Source organism: Terriglobus albidus (assembly GCF_008000815.1).
In the GTDB taxonomy this organism is placed as follows: Bacteria; Acidobacteriota; Terriglobia; order Terriglobales; family Acidobacteriaceae; genus Terriglobus; species Terriglobus albidus_A.
This window is the reverse complement of sequence record NZ_CP042806.1, coordinates 2,466,457-2,486,014: the sequence shown is the minus strand read 5'-3', so window position 1 is coordinate 2,486,014 and position 19,558 is coordinate 2,466,457. Positions and strand designations below refer to the sequence as shown.

At 56.0% G+C, this 19,558-nt stretch carries 10 protein-coding genes; 3 read left to right on the top strand and 7 right to left on the bottom strand.

Annotated features, from left to right (window positions below; translation table 11 throughout):
* Nucleotides 1–136: 136 nt before the first annotated feature.
* From FTW19_RS09925 to FTW19_RS09910, 4 genes are all read right to left on the bottom strand, one after another.
* On the bottom strand, nt 137–1,339 hold the full coding sequence (locus FTW19_RS09925; RefSeq protein ID WP_147647473.1) for a glycoside hydrolase family 27 protein: 1,203 nt from the start codon (nt 1,337–1,339) through the stop codon (nt 137–139).
* A gap of 45 nt (nt 1,340–1,384) precedes the next feature.
* Nucleotides 1,385–3,661 carry a GH92 family glycosyl hydrolase gene (locus FTW19_RS09920; protein WP_147647472.1) on the bottom strand — a complete coding sequence of 759 codons (2,277 nt, stop codon included), beginning with the start codon at nt 3,659–3,661 and terminating at the stop codon, nt 1,385–1,387.
* Nucleotides 3,662–3,843: 182 nt separating this feature from the next.
* Nucleotides 3,844–7,686 (bottom strand): carboxypeptidase regulatory-like domain-containing protein, encoded by a 3,843-nt coding sequence (locus tag FTW19_RS09915; protein WP_147647471.1) that lies wholly within the window; start codon nt 7,684–7,686, stop codon nt 3,844–3,846.
* Between the two features lie 323 nt (nt 7,687–8,009).
* Nucleotides 8,010–9,173, bottom strand: coding sequence for a substrate-binding domain-containing protein (locus tag FTW19_RS09910; protein WP_187143401.1), 1,164 nt, complete (start codon nt 9,171–9,173; stop codon nt 8,010–8,012).
* A gap of 285 nt (nt 9,174–9,458) precedes the next feature.
* Between FTW19_RS09910 and uxuA the strand changes: the two genes are divergently transcribed.
* Both uxuA and FTW19_RS09900 read left to right on the top strand, forming a co-directional pair.
* On the top strand, nt 9,459–10,664 hold the full coding sequence (gene uxuA / locus FTW19_RS09905) for a mannonate dehydratase (RefSeq protein ID WP_222705560.1): 1,206 nt from the start codon (nt 9,459–9,461) through the stop codon (nt 10,662–10,664).
* A gap of 8 nt (nt 10,665–10,672) precedes the next feature.
* Complete coding sequence (locus tag FTW19_RS09900; protein WP_147647469.1) at nt 10,673–11,431, top strand: SDR family NAD(P)-dependent oxidoreductase; 759 nt, start codon at nt 10,673–10,675, stop codon at nt 11,429–11,431.
* 41 nt (nt 11,432–11,472) lie between these two features.
* On the opposite strand, the gene FTW19_RS09895 is transcribed toward FTW19_RS09900, so the two are convergent.
* Together FTW19_RS09895 and FTW19_RS09890 are read right to left on the bottom strand one after the other, a co-directional pair.
* Nucleotides 11,473–14,688: a hypothetical protein gene (locus FTW19_RS09895; protein ID WP_147647468.1), complete on the bottom strand. Its 3,216-nt coding sequence runs from the start codon at nt 14,686–14,688 to the stop codon at nt 11,473–11,475.
* A 290-nt stretch (nt 14,689–14,978) separates the two neighbouring features.
* Nucleotides 14,979–16,007, bottom strand: coding sequence for a LacI family DNA-binding transcriptional regulator (locus FTW19_RS09890; protein WP_147647467.1), 1,029 nt, complete (start codon nt 16,005–16,007; stop codon nt 14,979–14,981).
* Nucleotides 16,008–16,141: 134 nt separating this feature from the next.
* Between FTW19_RS09890 and FTW19_RS09885 the strand changes: the two genes are divergently transcribed.
* Complete coding sequence (locus FTW19_RS09885; RefSeq protein ID WP_246153663.1) at nt 16,142–17,884, top strand: glycoside hydrolase family 28 protein; 1,743 nt, start codon at nt 16,142–16,144, stop codon at nt 17,882–17,884.
* Nucleotides 17,885–17,938: 54 nt separating this feature from the next.
* Here FTW19_RS09885 and FTW19_RS09880 read toward each other — a convergent pair whose 3' ends face one another.
* Complete coding sequence (locus tag FTW19_RS09880) at nt 17,939–19,543, bottom strand: rhamnogalacturonidase (RefSeq protein ID WP_147647466.1); 1,605 nt, start codon at nt 19,541–19,543, stop codon at nt 17,939–17,941.
* Nucleotides 19,544–19,558: the final 15 nt, after the last annotated feature.

The window sequence follows — 19,558 nt, the reverse complement described above, 5'->3', positions numbered from 1 at the left end:
GTCAGATACAGCGCCATTTTGTAGGACGGCTCGATCCAGCATTGTTTGTTCCAAGAAGATAGAACCCAGCGAAGGCTACGACTCGCCCCCAAGCAATCCAGTTTTGTCTCCGTATGTGGGCTGCGATCTGTCTTCATTACGGATGGATCAATAGAAGCACGACGCCATGTTTAGGAACGGTCGCGGTAAACATGTCGGCATAGGACATCTCTTTGCCGGCCCACACATCCCGCAGATGTTCCTTTCGGGAAATGCCTAGCTCTTTCAGGTTCGCAGTGACCGGATGTGCCAGTTCTCCGCGATTGAAGAGCCCTATCGACATGCCGCCGTGTGCCAGCGGCTTACTCCATACTTCATAGGGTCCAACCGCCGAGACGCGGTCACCCTGCTTGCCCAACGGGTCCTGATCGATGGCAATCGCATCCTTATTGACCAGGATCGCCAGATGCTCTGGCTTCATCTTGCTGAGATCATTGCCAGCCAGTAACGGGGCTGCCAGAATCGCCCACAGGCTCATGTGGGTCTTGTATTCATCGAGCGTCATACCGCCGTTACCGATCTCCAACATGTCAGGATCATTCCACTGGCCAGGCTTCGCGTAACGCGCCAGCCCTGCCTGCTGAAAACCGATGAGCGACATCCGGTCATACTTGTCACTGATATCACCAGTCGTGCGCCAGAGATTTCCTCCGACCTGAGGCCCCCACTCCCATACGCTGCTCATACCATATTGGCAAAGGCTGAAGACAATCGGCCGCCCCGTGGCGAGCAGAGCATCATGCATCTTGCGATAAGCCTCCTGCTGCAGAGCAAACGCAGCAGGAGCCGATTGATCGCCATTGCCTGCCTTGCTCAACATGCCGCCGAAGCTGCACAGGTCATACTTCAGATAGTCGATGCCCCAGGCAGCGTAGGTACGGGCGTCCTGCTCTTCATGTCCATAGCTACCTTCGAACTTCGCACAGGTCCTGGGTCCAGGCGAAGAGTAGATCCCAAGCTTCAGCCCGCGTGCGTGAACGTAATCTGCCAGAGCCTTCATGTCCGGAAAACGATCGTTCGACTGAATGGAGCCGTCTGCACGCCGTGTTCCCTGCCAACCGTCGTCGATATTGACGTAGACATAGCCTGCATCCCGCATGCCATTCGCAATCATGGCATCAGCCGTGGCGCGCACATCCGCATCCGTTACCTTTTCAAAGAAATGGTTCCAGCTGTTCCACCCCATTGGAGGTGTTGCGCCCATTAGGGGCGTTGCGGCAAGCCCCACTTGAGCAGAAGCAAGGGGAACAGAAGCCAGCAACGCAGCGGCAGCAACGCAATGAACAACAAGTCGACGCATGACGATTCAATCCCTCCCTGAGACTGAGTATGTGGATTCTTGCGGCTAGTGCTTCTCAATGGATGGCTCGGAACTCATCTGCAACGTAAGCGAAGCGCCTTGCAGCATCTCCTGATGGGAGAACGTCCATCCGGAGTATGCCTTGCCATTCAGCCGAACTGATTGCACATAGGGATTCGAGGCAGAGTTATCTTTGGCCTCAATGCTGAAACGCTTTCCGTTCGGCAGATGAATCGCGACATGGGAAAACAGAGGAGAGCCGATGGTATAGCTCGGCGTTCCTGGACACCAGGGATAAAAACCCATCGCGCTGAGCACATACCACGCCGACATCTGCCCGGCATCGTCATTCCCTGGAAGCCCCTCCGGTCCGGGTCCGAAGTCTGTCTTCAGAATCTCGCGCACCCGCTGCTGCGTCTTCGATGGCGCGCCAATGAAGTTATAGAGATACGCAATTCCATGGCTCGGTTCGTTTCCCTGGTTATAGAGCTTCTTATCGAAGAGGCCATCCAGCTTTGCGATCATTGCTTCATGCCCGCCCAGCGCCTTGCTCAGGCCCTCGATGTCATGAGGAACAAAGAAGGTGTACTGCCACGGCAGCCCCTCCGTAATATAGGTAGCCGGCTTATCGGGGGCGAATGGAGTGACCCAACTGCCATCCTCATGCCGTCCGCGAACGAAACGGGTCTCAGGATCGAGAACGTTCTTCCAGTTGGCCGAACGCTTGAACAGACGTGCCGCATCTTCCTTGTGTCCCAACGCCGCGGCGAATTGCCCGCCGACGTAGTCATCGTAGGCATACTCCAACGTGCGAGAGACCTGCTCACGTTGATGGAAGGCATCCAGGACCTCGTCCTCCAGCGGGATGTAGCCGTGCTTGTCATAGGAGACCAGAGCGCGCCGTCCCTTCCCTTCCACATAATCATCGTGAGGAGGCGTGATAAACGCATTCTGACGCACCAGGCGATACGCCTCCGGAACATCAAAGTTGCGAATCCCTTTGGCGTAAGCGTCATAGATCACGGCAACGGTGTGATCACCAATCATCTCTGAGGTATAGCTGTTCCACGTAGGAAAGATCGGAAGAAAGCCACCCTCAGTGCCCTTATCGACCAGGCTCTGCACCATCTCCCCATCACGTTTGGGATCAAGAATCGTGAGCAATGGATGCAATGAACGGAAGCTATCCCACAAAGAGAAATCGTCATAATAGTCCGTTCCTGGGCGTGTGTGGTGCAGCTTCCCTTCCTGGCCGAATCCGTTATAAGTTCCGTCGGCATCGCTCACGATACGGGGAGCCAGCGACGCATGGAACAGGGCGGTATAGAACATCTTCTGCTGTTCTGCGGTACCCCCAGCGATCTCAATGCGTCCAAGGTAGTTACGCCATGCAGTTTCTGCCTGCCGGCGGAGGGACTCAAGCTCCCATCCGGACTCTTCGGCAGCGAGATTCTTCTCGGCTTCCTCAAGGCTGGTAAATGAGGTTCCGATCTTCGCAATAACGGTCTTCGGTGCATTGTCGGAAAAAGTTACGAAGCCGCCCAGGCGCTCACATCCAGAACCCTGAGTACGGCCATGCGGAGTCACCGCTTTTCCGCACCAGGTGCCAAACTCCTGAACTTCTTCACGGAACTTGATCACGAAGTATCCGCTGAAGCCTGCCGATTTTCCCGCACCTTGATACATACGTACCACCGGGTTGTAGCCAACGATCTCCTTCTTCTCAGGGCGCACTTCAACGAAACCCTGTCCAGGCCTGACATTGGGCTCGATGAGAAGATTGCGTTTTCCCTTTTCCGGATAGGTAATCCGCAACATTCCCGCCCGCGTTGTTCCGGCGAGTTCTGCCTTCAAATCGTAGTCGTCCAGATGAACGGAGTAGTAGGCCGGAGACATGATCTCGGAGGCGTGCTTGTAGGAAGAACCACGCTCTTCCGGGTCGACCTTGATTGGCCCAACCGTCGGCATCAGGGTTGCGGTGCCATAGTCCTGCGTGCAGCTTCCGCTGAGCCAGTGGCTCCCGCGAAAGCCGGTAATCTTCATGTCGTCGTAATAGTAGGGCGACACACACTTTGCTTCGGTACTCCGCGTCTCAGGAGTCCATCCGGTCATACCGAAAGGCACGCCCACCACAGGGTAGGTCTGGCCTTCATTGGAGGTACCGATTCTTGGATCAACCATAGCAAGTGGGTCAATATGAGCCGCCTTCTGCTGCGACAGGAGTGGCCCCACAGCGGCTCCCGTCACCATGCCTGCGAGCATGGCAAAAAAGCTCAATCTACGCAGAACTACATTTGCCGGTCGAATCTTGATAACAGTCATTGAAACGTATTGCCCTCTCCCACGGTTCCTACCGTTCCAGTTACGCACAAGAACAACAAAGGGAGATGGATGCGAGTCAGATTCGCGATGCAGAATACACATCGCAGCCTCTGACGCATCCATCTCATCGCACAAAGTGTGTGTACTGATTGAGAGATGTTCTATGAACATCCCGGTTGCGTTTAGAAAGTAAACTCCGCCCCGATACGAATGACGCGGGACATACCTGCGGTCTGCGACTGGTTGAATTGTCCAAAGTTTGCCGCATTCACCGGCGTTACAGCTCCGGTGACGTTAGAAGCAGTCGTAGAACTCAGCAGGGCCCGTCCCACGCCATAGTAGACCGGGTGATTGAAGACATTGCTGAAGGTTGCGTTGACATTGATAGCGTAACGGCTTTCGAACTTGATGCCCTTACTGAAGCGCATATCGAATAGCGCTTCACGCGGACTGCGTGCGCCGGCCAGGGTACGAGGCGCGTTTCCCAGCCGGGGATTGTTGACAGAACCGGGCACAGCAAATGCCGCCGGATTGAGGTAAGGCGTAAAGTTGGAGTTCAGAGCGTTCTTCTTCCAGTCTTTGTTGATCAATGGAACGCCGGGAATGATATCCGGCCGCAAAGTATAACCATAGTTCGCAGGAAGAGCGCTTGCAGTGCAGTACTTATTAGAGCCGCTCGCAGTGCATCCGTTCGTACCGGAAGGCGTTACCGAAACGAAGTAGCCGGCATTTCCCGTTCCCAGGATTACGGAGTTTGGCAAACCGTCCGCATAAGTGGCGATACCCGCTGTAGAGATATTGCCGATGATGTTATCCAGAAGACGGTTGTGGGCGCTGAAGAAGTGTCCAGAGCCGATCGGAAGATCGTACGTATAACCGATCTTAAGGCGGCTTGCCTGGTCGAAGCTTGCGACCGCCCATTCGGCGTATGGGTTGGTCGGATCCTGTGGAGCCACAAATCCGAAGCCTCCACCATTCGCTCCCGTGTTGGTATCCGGAATGTTGTCCATGATCTTTGACCAGGTATAGTTCGCCAGTGCGGAAAGGCCATGTCCAAAACGCTGGTTCACGCTGAGATAGAGCCCGTTGTACTCCATGGTTCCACCACGCGGATAGATCTCAGGGAGTGGCTGGTTGTAGAAATTCTGGTAGGGATTGAGGAGTTGAAGGTTGCTTTCGCTGACCAGCGCTCCATTCTGGGTGATGCCATACTTGTTCGGCGACGTAGCTCCCAGATTCTGGTGCGTCTGAATCGCGTTGACAAGTGTGCCGAGGCTCGGGACATTGAGTGCGTTCGTGAAAGGGCCGATGAGATGCGTTCCCTTAGAGCCGTTATAGGTCGCCTGTACCACCGTGCGCGCTGCCGGCTGATACTGCAGCGTAAACGACCAGGTCTGAGTATAAGGAACAGCATTACTTTGATTTACAAACACCGGCGACAGCCCCGTAGAGTACAGAATCGGTCCACGATTGCCTGCCAGGGCCGTATAGGCAGAGGTGAGCGGCCCAATTGGATTGGTGATGTAATTCACCGTTGAATTCGGCGTCACACCTCCGCTCTGACCGCCGACCGCCTGAGACGCAACGTTGAAGTTGGGATCCGGCGTATTCTCGTATCCCGTCAGCGGCAGCCGTTGCAGTGTGTATGCAGCACGTATGGATGTTTTGGGCGTGGGGGCATAGACAAAGCCAACGCGGGGCTCAATTCCCTTGTAGTTGATCGGCCAGAGTGACTGTGGGTTGCCGCATGCACCTGAGAAGCAGAACGCTGAGGTGGTCGGCAGCAGGCCATTGAGATTTCCAGCGGTGCTCAGATTGATATACGCCTGATTGTTGAACTTCTCCATACGAGGAGTCTCAAGCTCATAGCGGACACCGGCATCAATCGTCAGGTTTGGTGTGATGCGCCATTTGTCCTGGATGTAGCCGGCGTAGTAGCGCCAGCGGTAATAGCCAGGCACCGCAACCGGCGTATTGGAGAACGACGCAATACTTCCGAGAATAAAGCTGGCCAGAGGTGCGCCACCAGTCGAACCGTTGTTGGTGCTGCTGGCTGTGAAGGAATAGCGTCCTCCCGTGGCTCCGCCCAGATCATACTGACTCGATTGCAGCCAGCGGATGTCAGCACCGAACTCTACTACGTGGCGACCGTGGGTCCAGGTAATGTCGTCCCCGGCGATAAAGTTCTGGTCCACCTGGATTGCCGCATTGGAGAGGCCCATCTGCATGGTGTACCCGACTCCGTTGGCGTTCAGGTTGCCAAGGCTTGGGAAGCCATATCCGAAGGATGCCGGAGTAAGACCATACGCTCCCGCGTAATCCTTGGAACGCGTGCTGGGCGGAGCGAGGCGCTGCTGATTGACGCGCATGAAGGAGTAATGGAAGCTGTTGGCGATATTGTTTGTAAAAACGTGTGAGTATCCCAATGCAATGTCATGCGTATTGGCTAAGTCCGTCGGAACAATCGTCAACGGATTTGAAGGATCCACGGCAAAGAACCGGGCAGCATTTACCGGAATCACCGTGTAACGGACAAACATCTGATCGGTATCGTTGAAATGATGATCGATGCGGAAGGAATACCGATTATCCTTATTGATCACACCGCGCTTGTACGTCGCATTGGTCCCATCGTTCTGGGAAGTGGCCTGGGCGTTATCAAACTTGACATACGGTCCGGGATTGCTTGGGGTAGGAAACTGCGACAGCACGAACTGCGCCAACTGGTTCTTTGACAACTGCGCAGAGACGTCGTCATTCGGAACCGCGCGAATCTGCGACGCATCATACGGTCCGTTCGGGAAGCCATTGGCATCGACAGTGGACTGATAGTTAATCGCTCCTATGCGCGGAGCTGCGAGGGCCGCAGCATATCCCTGGCTCTTCAAGATGCTCTGATTCAACAGAGCAAGAGAGTTGTGAAGCTTTCCGGAAAGTTCATCGGGAGTTGGAAAGATACCGCGGAAACCAAACGAGTTCTGCATCCGGGCGGGCTCAATACCTACAAAGAAGAAAGACTTATCCTTGTGCGGATAGACCTTCGGAATCCAGATCGGGCCACCGACATAGAAGCCGTAGTAGTTCTCACGGAGCGCGCTTGGCGCGGTATTACCGTCAGGAAAGGCGTTGAAATAGGGATCGGTGTGCCGCCACGAAATCGCTCCGTGATAGTTGCTGGTACCCGGCGCGCTGCTCTGCACGATGACGCCGCCGCCAGTTCTTCCATACTTCGCGGAGAGTCCTGTAACAATGACGGTCGCTTCCTGCACCTGACGGCCGGAAAGGTTGACACCGGTGCGCGCGAGGCTTGCCTGGGTCACGTCAGATCCGTCCACGACGATGGAACTTGTTCCTGGAGGTGCTCCGCCGATCACAATTCCAGCACCCGGTGTGACATAACTCGTGTAGGCGCCTGGATTCTCCGTAGAGATGCCGCCCGGCTGCAGGGGATCACCTTCTACCCCTGGTACCAGCAACGCTGCACCCAGGGAACTGCGTTCAGGATATGGCAGGTTCAGCACGAGTGCGTTGTCGACTGTCGTGACAACATCGGTGTCGGTCTTGCTGATCAGTTCCGCGTCGGAATTGACCGTGACCGTCTCGGTGGTCGATCCCAATGTCAACATGACATCAATTGGGGTCACTCCGACACCTGAGACGTTGACCGTCTTGACGGTCGTTTTCTCAAATCCTTCTTTGACAATGAGCACCATGTAGGACCCTGGGTTGAGCGACTGAATCTGAAAGAGACCGGCGTTATTGGTAGTCGCCACCTGCGATACCTTGGTCGCATCGCTGACAACCTCAATCCTTGCCCCTGGGACCAGATCGCCCTGGCTGTCACGGATAGTACCGCTGATAGAACCCTGCCCAGTCTGCGCGAAGGCGGTGGCAGAAACCAGCGTTACGGCCAGAGCGGAAGAAACCACGCCTGGAAAAGAAAGTGCGAGAGAGAAGAATGGGCGCATCCAGACCCTGCGTAGCAGGTGGTGTCCCTTGATCTCTTTTTCGTTGTTAACTTGCATGCAGCCTCCCGGGAAACGTACTCATTGCCGGCCCAGCCATCTCGTTGGGGGATCAGAATGGCTGATGTACCAGGTCGAGCAGCGTTGTAAGTGTTGGCGTAAAACCGTGTCAACGGAGCTCTCTTGACTTTGAATCTCGCTCACGCTCGTTTTGCATTGTGAAATGCATTCCTGTTCGATGCCCCACGCACGCAGCGGGCATTTTCCGGGAGATCTTGCTATTTATCGAAAATAAAAGCTCGTTCCTTTGGCGAATGGTCTCCAAAAGAGGCCGTTCGTAACCGCACGACATATCTCACAAAGCGAGACGAATCGATACGGGTTTAGACCCGGTTAGGCTTGACCTTCATCCAGCTATCGTTTGGATAGATCTTGTCCACGTTCTGGGGCGTGATGAGTTCATGTGGCACAAAGACAGCTGGGGCCACGGGTTTGTGCTTCAAAACATCCAATGCCAATTGGATGATCCGTTCTCCGTACATCTCGGGGAAATAGGCAACGGAACAGACCAGTCGTGTCGAGGCACGTCGCATCTCCTCACGGGCAGCGACACTGCCATCCTGTCCTGCAATGGCGCATGCACGCTCAAGGCCCACCTCACGGAAAGCCTGCAGCGCCGCCAGGGCCGTGGAATCGTTTACCGCGCCCACCAGGGCACGCTCCGGCTTTCTACGGCGGATGTGACGACGGACGATGTCAAGGGTAGCCTCAAACTGTCCGCCCTTGGTGTCATAGTGATGCGTCGGAACAGTGCGGGCGTACTGCCCAACCTCATTGATGCCGTCCAGAACGCCGGTCAGCCTCGCATTCAGAAGCGGGCCGGCTGCATCGACGCCGAGCAGAATGATCTGCTCAGGACCGTTCTTCCAGTTCTTCTCGGCCCATCGTGCGAGGTGCCTTCCTGCCATGCGCCCCGCTTTGTAGTTGTCCGCGCCGTAGTAAATGGCGCCAGGATGAGGAATATCCAGCGCGATGAACGGAATACGGGCATCGGAGAACTTCGCCGCGATCTGCGCAGCGACCGCTACATTGATCTGGGAGTCGACGACAAGATCAACCTTCTCGGCAACGAAAGTCTCGGCATTCTGCAGCGCCACCCTCGGGCTGAAGCCGTTGTTCAGCACCAGCAGATCGATATTCGCTGCATTTGCGGCAACTCCCAGGCTGTCGCTCACGGTCGTTGTAAACGGCAGGAGATTGCTTTGAGAGGCATAGCCGATCCGATAGCGTTTGGCGCGCGCCGTTTGAACACAACAGCGATACCCTTGCTTCCCCGCTCGCTCCAGCATGCGCGTCTCCACCAGAGTTTCCAGCAGGCGAAACGTAGTGGCTTTATGAAGTCCGGTTCTTGCCGCTACTACACGGAGGTCCAATACCTCAGAGGTTGATTGAAATGCGTTGATGATCGAAGCGGCACGGACAACTGCCTGAATCGTATATCCCCGTTTTGTGCCTTCTGCCGGAGCTGGTTTCGATGCATGCTTCATCTTGCCTTCTCTTCCAATGATTGTGTCCATGTGGCCTGCCATTCGGGGGTGGGGTTTGTTTGATCCATGAAGAACTCAGCTCATCTCGCGATGTGAAACAACTTCCCTTCTCGCCAAGTGAGATTCATCCCAATATCGCTGGGGACGTAGGATCGTGACGCTGGTAAGGCTGACTTCGTACGAGTTCGTAATCGTGCACAGGAAACTTATCGCAAGACATGCTGAAAATGCAAAGGGAACAACTCTGAGCTTCTCGCTACAGGTGTTTCCCGGGGAAAGGCAAGGATGTTATTGGAGCAAACCTGGCGCTGGTTCGGTCCGCCGGACCGTGTCACATTGCGAGACGCGAGAGAAGCCGGCGCGACCGGAATTGTATCGGCGCTGCATGAACTTCCGGCTGGGGGGGTGTGGCCGGTTGAGAGCATCCGGGCTCGTCAGGCTGAGATACGGTCTGCGCGTATGGAATGGTCCGTCGTCGAAAGCCTCGAGGTCACGGAGCGCATCAAGATGCAGACACCCGGTTGGCGCGCTGACGTAGAGAACTTCGCCCAGTCGATTCGAAATCTGGCGGCCTGCGGCATACGGACTATCGCTTACAACTGGATGCCCCTCTTCAGTTGGATGAGAACCCATCTGCGCGAACCGGCGCCAAAGGGTGGATACACTACCCGCTTCGACGTGCTTGCCTTCGCGGCATTCGATCTCTATCTGCTGCAACGGAGGGACGCGGAGGCTGACTGGGGTGAAGACCTGAGCCGAGCGGCCCATGACTATCTTGCAGATCTGTCTTCAGAAGAGAAAGAGCTGCTGCAGCAGACGATCCTGCAAGGTCTCCCTGGAGGACACCGGTCGCTCACGCTGCAGAAGACGAATGATCTCCTGCAGGAGTATTCCGGCCTCTCCTCAGAAGATCTTCGAGCCTCACTTCGAGAGTTCCTCATGCTGGTCTGCCCTGTAGCTGAAGAGTGCGGTGTGAAGCTTTGTATCCATCCGGATGACCCGCCACGCCCGTTGTTGGGTTTACCCAGAATCGTCAGCACTGCAGATGACCTGCAATGGCTTCTACAGCAATACCCTCATGCAGCCAATTCGCTCACCTTCTGTACCGGAGCGCTGGGTGTAAGAGCTGACAACGACCTGCTGGCGATGGTGCGGAGTTTTACTCCTCGCATTGGTTTTCTCCACCTGCGCTCGACACAACGGGAGACCGTCTATCCCAAAGGCATCGAGACTTTTTTTGAGGCGGCTCATCTCGAAGGAGATGCTGACCTGATCGGGATCATCATCGAACTCGTGAAGGAAAAGCGTCGGCGCGAGTTTGCCGGCGATCATTTCCATTTACCGTTCCGGGCTGACCACGGTCAGGAGCTGCTCAATGACCGCGAACGAAATGCCGCTCCCGGATATCCCGCCATCGGGCGTCTACGAGGGCTTGCGGAGCTGCGTGGCGCTCTCACTATGGCTGAACGACTGATCGTGGATTTGGAGTAGGAATGCAGATGACCCCAGGAAAAAATGCACTGGTCTTTGGTGGAGCTTCTGGAATCGGATGGGCCACGTCACAAACACTATTGGATCAGGGAGCTCAGGTTACGATCGCCGATCTGCGAAGGCCGGCTGATCCAAGGCCGTCTGATCCAGGAAGACTGCGGTACACAGCCTGCGATGTACGCGATGCCAGCCAGGTCTGCGAGGCGGTCAAAAAAGCTGTCGAGCGTGGACCGCTTGACTGGCTGGTCTATAGTGCCGGTATTCAGCACTACGGATCGGTTGTCGATACACCGATCGAAGAGTACGACTTTGTCCAGCAAGTCAATGCTCGTGGGGCCTTCCTCGCCTGCCGGTCCGCCATTCCTGCAATGACGCGCGGCGGAGCGATTGTCCTGGTCTCGTCAGTACAAGCACTCGCCTGTCAGGAAGGCGTTGCGGCCTATGCAGCCAGCAAAGGAACACTTGAAGCTTTAACTCGTGCCATGGCTGTCGATCATGCAAAGGACAGAATCCGCGTTAATGCCGTTCTTCCGGGCACCGTAGACACGCCAATGGTTCGTTCTTCCGCAGAGCGCTTTGGAGGAAGGGACGGGCTGGAGCAAACGTTGGAACAGTGGGGAGGCAATCACCTGCTGGGCCGCGTAGCCCATGCCACCGAGATTGCGCACGTGATCGCGTTCCTGCTCAGCGACGCGGCCTCATTCATGACCGGGGCTTCCTATCGTGTCGATGGAGGTCTGCTGTCTCAGTTACCGGTGCGGCTGTAAGGTACAGGTAACCGAGATTGTGCAGGTCTTCCAGTTCCCCATCAGAACCGGAAGATGCCCCATTGACTTGGATTCAGGCGGGCCTCACTCGGAACGTCAGCCGTCATAGAGTCGGTCTTATTGTGCCAGTAGACACGTGCCTGTGCTCGTACGCCATCGCTCAACACCATGCCTACGTCTCCGCGATATGTTTTGCCCGGTGACGAGTCGATACCCAGCAGACCGAGCGGAGCTGAAATCTCGTACGCGCCCCCATTCGCGGCAAGCTTGACGCGATCGCTGACATCCTGGACGTCATCGAAGGTCACCTCTCCCACCGGCGAGGCGAAGGTGACACGATTGCCGGCTCTCTCAGCCTTTTGCCGATAGAGAACTGCCAGCAGCTTGCCACTTCTCTGTGTCACGAAGAGCCGGGAGTCACCGACAAAGACTTGCCGGTTATCACTTGCTCCCTGAGCCCGGATCATGAGGTCCAGTCCGCCGCCCTGCGTGAACGCATAAGGGAATTCAGCGGCGCTGTTGCGGAGAAGCTGCGGCTGATTCGTCCTGTAAGCAACAACCAGGCTCTTACCATCTGTGCCTAGTTGGAAGGACGATTGTGCATCGATCGATGCCCAATCCTTCTGGTTCCACTTCTTCTCCGTACGATCTGAAGCTCCGCCAATACGATGGACCTCAACCTCGGCGCGCAGCTTTTCTCTCGATGCGGCTTCCGTGCGAAGCGGTTCTGCAGCGGCAATTGCCTCTTTCGTTGCGTCTATATATCCCAGATCAACCCGCCGAACTGAATCGAGACCATCGAGACGCACGATCGATGTGTGCCACTTTCCGATAGCCAGGTAGACATTGCCGTCGTCTTCTCCAAACATAAACGGCCAGAAGTGTTCCGCATCGAAACTGAGTCCAGCAATCGCCATGCCTGGCTTCTGTTTCGGATACGGCCAGAAAGGCGCCATGCGTGTATCTGCTCCGAGGGTCGTGACCAGTAAACCGTCCGTCGTGTAGATGTAAATCTCTCCCATATAGGAGTAGCGGGCAACCAGGTATCCCGCCTGGCCTTTCGCCGGCATTACCGGATATCCGAGCATCCGCTTCGGTTCCTGGATATCTCCCGGCCCTGTTGGCGGCGTTCCAATGCCACGGCTCGACATCGTCCACCGGCGCTGCCCATCTTTATAGCCACTCATATCGGCAAGGAACCAGCCATCGGGGCTTAGAGCCACATCGCCTTCCGCTGGCGTATGCGAGAGCAGCGTGAGCTTGTTCAGGTCATAGACAGGAACGCCTGCATTGTCGACGGAAGTTGCAGCAAGCCGGTAGGGACCTCCGCTAATGACAGAGAGGTCAGGCTGTATTACGACACCCGCCGCACCATGCACTGCCGGACGGGTGAACTCTACCTCGTTGGCCTGAACCGCATGATCATGATTGCGATCGGTCCAGACGAAGAAGATGCCCTCCGGTTTCCCTGGCGGCATCTTGCTCTTAATATCGGGCCGATCCAGAGTCGTCCAGTAATGTGGACCGGGCTCAACCCAGCCGGCCGAAGCAATAGGACGGCAAACACCATCCTCCATGATCCACAGATCGCTGACGGCGGTCTGGTTATACCAGTAAGTGTTGTAGGAATCGGTAAAGTACTGGTGCCCGTTTCGATAGAAGGTCTGCGCCGGTGTAATGCCTCCATGCGAGCCTACCGGGATCATGTCATTCGGAAAGAAGATCGGCTTCGCAGGCTGACCTGCGTAGGCGATTACATCATTGAGCGGATCCGGGTAACGATATCGCACTGCCGTCAGACGTGAGTCTCCGGTTGCGGGATCTACGTTGAACTCGAGCAGCCCCATACTTCCTGGGTTTCCAATCGACGGATAGTAAGCGCGGTAGGGATCATGAGGATCGGCAAATCCTCCGCCGCCATATTGCGTAGGACCATACCATGCGTTGAGAAATGCACCAGTCTTTGCGTTCCAACGGCTGATTCGCTTGGGAAGGTAATCCTCTTCGGCAACCCAGAGTACACCGTTGGAGTCGACCGTCATTCCCAACGGATGCGCCATGCGCAGCTCATCATATGCGCCGATCTGCGGGCCTCCGGGACGGCCGATCACACGTGCGAGTTTGCCTGTCGCGGCAGAAAACACTTTGACCTGATGGCTCGTTCCCCAGTCCGTGACATAGATCTCGCCATCCGATTCGATAATCTGCTTCGGAGCCTGCAGCGCCCCTGAAGCGACGACCAACTGCGCCTCGGTGAGCTCGATGGAGCGCCAGTCGTTCTTCACGGTGAATCGCGTAATGCCTTCCGCAGTCGTGACCAGCATATGGCCATCCGGCTCGAAGGTCAGGGCGCCCAGGCCCGAAAGCTTAACTTTTGCAAAGGCTGGCTTGGTACCGTGCCGCTCATCAAAGGCAACAATCTCGTTTGCCGCCGGATTCGAAAGCAGCAGCAGACCGTTATATGCCGCCAGTCCAGCCAGCGCACGAAAAGCGTCATGGACCTGGATACCACCAACGACCTTGTCCACCGGAGCCAGACCATTCCTGGTGATGGCGTAGACCTGCAGTGCCCCCGGATCCTTTACGCCAAAGTCGCGGCTTGGATTTACGACATAGACGGTGTAAGCAACATGGTCAGGATTTCCGGCGCTGCCGATATCGCGCGCAAGCGCTATGCCGCCATTCCACCCGCGGATCTTGGTGCCGCCAAGCTTATGGCCGTTCAGATCAGTCCAGATCAGTGCCTGGCCAGCCTCCGCTGCATCTGCTCCCAGCAAGACCTGTGGTTGTGTAGAGTGCGTTGGCCATGGACTTCCCTGCGGAAGAAACAATGCGGACGCCGGCGCTGTATGATCTGCCAGCCATGCTCCGGTTCCATCTGATGTGGGCCAGGGCGGATCTCCAGGGGAATAGATGGAGTACTGCAGATGTGGCGTAATCGCCTGATGGAAGAGACCGCGAACATGGTACTTCCCAGGATGGGCTACACCGTCTGTCGACGTTCCATCCCACGTGATGATGTTCTTTCCTTGATGGACGGGCTGGTCTGCGACGACGTTCTTGACGCGAATGCCTTTCTCGTCCTCAAGCACCAGGGTCAGAAGACCATCCTCGGGAGCCTCATAGGAGATAGAGATTCCCTGTGACTTCGCCGGAGACGTTTCCTGTTTTGCCGGTGAACTGTTCCCCTGCGCCTGAGAGCATTGCGCCAAGGCGAATACAGCAAGACCGGCAATCGCGCCGGCACGGTAGTTCATCCATCTTCTGCAAGACCAACACAACATACGCACCACGGCCATCTTCCCTCAGAAGATACGATAGTGACTTCATAGCAGCCATCCGAGCTTCGGAAGCGCGCCGACGGCGGCGTTTCATTTTCGAGAAGACGCCAGTATTGGATGCATGACGAATATATCGTTTCGCGCGCATGAATGGCCCGCGGACGCGATATCCGTTGAATATTGGAGGCACACCGTCCTCCATGGATCGTTTCACGATCTGAAACGCGCATGGGCTATGGATCAGCTATATCAGCTTTCCAATACTTTCAAACCGACTTACCGGCCGGCTTTCGGTCCCGAGGGGCCGGCCCCGTGGAGTCCCTGATCACAAGCGTAGTACTCACCATGGACTGATGTCCTCTTCCATGGGGATGCTTCGCCAATACATCCAGAGCCCGGAAGAGCGCCTGAGCCAGTTCCTGCCGTGGCAGGCGAAGCGTTGTCAATGCGGGATAAACGATCTCACACAACTCAATGTCATCAAATCCGATGATCGAAATCTCTTCAGGAATACCAACACCCTGCACGCGTGCCACCCGCATGGCTCCGATCGCTGTAAGATCATTGGTCGCCAGAATGGCAGTCGGACGCGTTTTCATCGCCAGGATCTCGCGCATGCCGGCTTCTCCGCCGCTGATCCGGTAATTTCCCGGCAGAACAAACTTTGGATCGTACTTCAATCCGGCCTCTTCGATTGCGGTGCGGAAGCCCTCGACACGATGTTCTGAGATCGTCAGCCCAAGCGAGCCCCCGATATATCCAATGCGGCGATGCCCCAGCCGCTTCAGATGTTCCACCGCCTGCTTCATACCGCTCAGATACTCCACGGCAACATCGCTTACGCCTCGCGCAATGCTGCGGCGGTCGAGAGTGACGAGCGGAACACGGTTATGCATGAGTGATTCGATGGGCTGGGTTTCGATCTCTGCCGCAAGCAGAGCAACCGCATCGACTTTGCGGATCAGCATCCGGCGAATAGTCCGCTGCAGCTTCGCCGGTTGAAAGTCTGTCGTCGCCATCAGCATGTCCTGGTCGTTGGAGACCAGGATCGCTTCAAAGCAGCGAATCAGTTCGGGGAAGAACGGATTGGTGATGTCGGGAATGATGAGCCCGAAGGTGCTGCTGCGCCCGTACTTCAGAGTCGTCGCACTTCCATTGGGAACAAAGTTCGTCTTCTCGATCACCCGCTGCACGCGTTCCGCCGTTTCAGGGCGAACGAGAGACGATCCATTGATAACTCGTGAGACCGTTGCGCTGGATACGCCTGCGATCTTCGCAATGTCTCGCATGTCCATGTGGGAGAGACTCTCCAAAAGAGCGGAAATTACGGTGAAATTCACCGACTGAACTTAGTTTATAGGTTGACTCATGTATACGAATACATCTATCGTTGTCCCACCTCGAATTTCTTCGATCCGGACACCATTTCATGCCTGAAAATTATCTTCCTTCCGCACAAGGTGCACCTACTCGTCTCACTCGCCGTCAGTGGCTTGAAAAAGCTCCTCTAACGGCCCTTGCCGCGGGAGCCGCCTTCGACATGCTTCCGAAGCAGGCTCATGCAGCGGCTCCGTCGCGAAACGACATCGATCTTGGAAGCCGCGTCTACAACATTCGCAGCTATGGCGCGAAGGGTGACGGCGTCACACTGGACACCAAAGCCCTGCAGGCGGCCATCGATGCATGCAATCACGATGGCGGAGGCACGGTACTTGTACCAGCGGGCACTTTCCAGATCGGCACCGTGGAGCTGAAGAGCAACGTCACGCTGCATATTGCCGCATCCGGTAAACTGCTGGGTTCCGCAGACGGGAAGCAGTATCACGCTGTCGATGCCATTCCGCTCAGCGGAGACACCACACTGATCGACGGCAACTGGGCGTTGCTCTATGCCGTGAATGCCACGAATGTCACGGTCGAAGGCCCGGGCACCATCGATGGCCAGGGCTACCAGTTCCATTCCCCGGTTCGTGGACAGAAGCCGCCCAGCGGCCTGGGCGGTAATAGCCGGCCGTACCATATCCTGGCCTACCGCTGCGAAGGTCTCCGCGTCCGCGACATCGATCTGCTTGACTGCGCGTATCACAGTATCCGGGTGATCCAGAGCAAGCGCGTCCACATGGACGGCATCTATATCCATAACCGGGTAAACGGCAATAATGACGGTTTCCACTTCATCAGCGCGCAGTATGTCACGGTCAATAACTGCGTCATCATGTGCCAGGATGATGCCTGCGCCTTGTTCGGTAGCTGCCAGAATGTTGCGATCACCAATTCCATCTTCAGCACCCGCTGGTCGGTCTTCCGCTTCGGGGGCGGCTCTCCGCGCAATATCACCGTCTCTAATTGCGTTCTGATGCAGGTATACGGATGCCCGATCAAGTTCCAGGGCAATCCAGGCTCCAGCTATGAAAACATCAACTTTTCCAACATCACCCTGGATCAAGTGACTGGCCCGATCCACGTCAGTGTTGGGCCACGGCAGCCTCGCGCCAACGCTCCACGCACCGATGACATGGCCACGGCTCCTCGTGAGGAATCAGGCGCACCTGCAGTCCTCCGCAACGTCTCATTCAGCAATATTCAGGGAACCGTAACCACCGATCCTCCGCAGCTTGCTGAGGCCAAGGTCACCAGTGGCTACAATCCCGGAGAGAAGCACTCCTGCATCACCCTTACCTGCAGCGGTGGCGCGACCATGGAGAATGTCTCGCTCTCCAACATCAATCTCACCTTCGGTGGAGGTGGCACAGCAGAAGATGCTGCCCGCAGAGACCTTCCTGAGATCGCTGGTGAGTACTTCATGATGGGGCCGATGCCTGCCTATGGGCTCTATGCCCGTGGAGTTCATGGCCTGACCGTCGAGAACGTAAAGTTCCGGCTGGCTTCATCGGACCTGCGGCCCGCAGTCATCTTTGATCGGGTTGTAGACGCTTCCATCCGCGGCTTGAATGTCGAAGCCGATAGTCAGACGGAATCTGCCGTACGCTTCATCAACAGCAAAGATGTCCTTCTGACGGATCCGCGAATGAAGGGTGCACCGCAAGCATATCTTCAGGTAGAAGGTTCTGGCTCGGAGAAGATCACACTCGACGGAGGCGATGTTGCCTCGGCGAACCTTGTGAAATATGCCGCCAGTGCGAGCAACGGAACGGTAAAGGTCCGGGCTTAACTGAAACTAAAAGAGAAACGGCCCTCATGCTTCTCATGGGGGCCATTTCCTTTTTTAGATATCCCGTTTATCGATCTTTTCCTCTCGAACGTCTTTGATCGACTTGCAGCCAAAGACTCGGAAGTCGCTGACATCCTGGAGATGAAAGGCTGAGCCTTCCGGCGCCTTTGTCTTGATACGGAAACAATCCACACCATCAACATCATTCATCCAGAAAGCAGGTCTCGCGTCCGGCTTCTCAGAGACGATCTCAACATTGCTGAAGTCGATGTTTTTGACGTGGCGCACAAAGAAGCCATGTGCCGGCAGCGTGCCGAACATTCTTGGCTCCGGATAGTCATTCGGCTTTTCGACCGGCTGAAGAGCCGCCATCTCCGAAGTACCGCCCCCAAGCTGATGGATGTAGACATCGCTGACCTTCACATCTTCGATGTAGTGGCCGGGAACGCCGCTGATGATGGAGGACAGCTCCGTATTCGCCCCATAACAGGTAATGCCGCTCATGATCACACGTTTGAGAGTGCCCACAGGGGTTCCAGTCGGCCCACGCATTCTGGTGCCAAGCCGCAGGAAGATCGGTGAGTTACGGATATCACGCATCGTAATGCCCACGAAGGTGATGTCTTCCAGCAGCGCTCCATCAACCGACTCCAGAGCAAAACCACGGCAGCTTTCAAAGACGCAGTTGGAGATGGTGATGTTCTTGAAGCCGCCGTTCGATTCCGTTCCACACTTGATGCGGCCCGTTGGAACAACTTTGAACTCAGGTGGATGGCGCTTGAAGGTTCCATCCAGCAGCGTTCCAAGTTGATATCCGCCGGTCACATAGCAGTTGGTGATGGTTACATTTTCCGTGGCACGAGCATATCCCAGGGCGAACGAGCTCTTGGGGCAGATACCGTCGTCCCACGGAGAGTTGACGCTGCAGTTCGACACGCGCACATTGCGGCAGCAGTCGATATCCATGCCGTCGCGGTTGGTATCGATCTTCAGGTTATCGATAGTGAGGTTATCGACACCCGTGGCGAGGATGCCGAAGTGCCCTCCCTCAAGGATCGAGAAGTCGCGAAGGACAACATTGAAGCAGTTCTTGAGCGCGATCGCCTTGTTACCCGCTCCCGGCTTATCGGCTTTAGGACGATCTTTATCCGATAGTCCGCGGCTGAGTCCCTTACCCCAGATCAGGCCGGTGCCGAGGATTGCGAAATCATGAATCCCCTCGCCCCAGATCAGGCTGTTATGCCAGTGATTATGACCGTAGTCCTGGTAATCCTCCCAGGGTTGCCGTTCACCCGGAGGATCGTATCCATCTGTTCCGCCCTCCAGCGGCGTACTTGCGGCAAGAATCGTTGCGCCTTGCTCGATGTACAAAACGATATTGCTCTTCAAGCGAATCGAGTAGCTGGCATAGACACCGGCAGGAAAAAGAACCGTCCCTCCACCGGCGGCGGCGGCTGCTTCAATGGCGCGATTGATAGCGGGTGAGTCAATTGTCTTGCCATCACCCTTCGCCCCATATTTTCTAACATCAAAGATCGAACCGACTCCGGAAGTCGGAGCCGGAGCGGCCATAGCTCTCGCTCCGACGACACTTGGAGTCAACGCTCCGGCAACGCCAGTGCCGGCAAGCTTCAAAAAGTCTCTGCGAAACGCATCCATCGTAAGCTCCCTGTT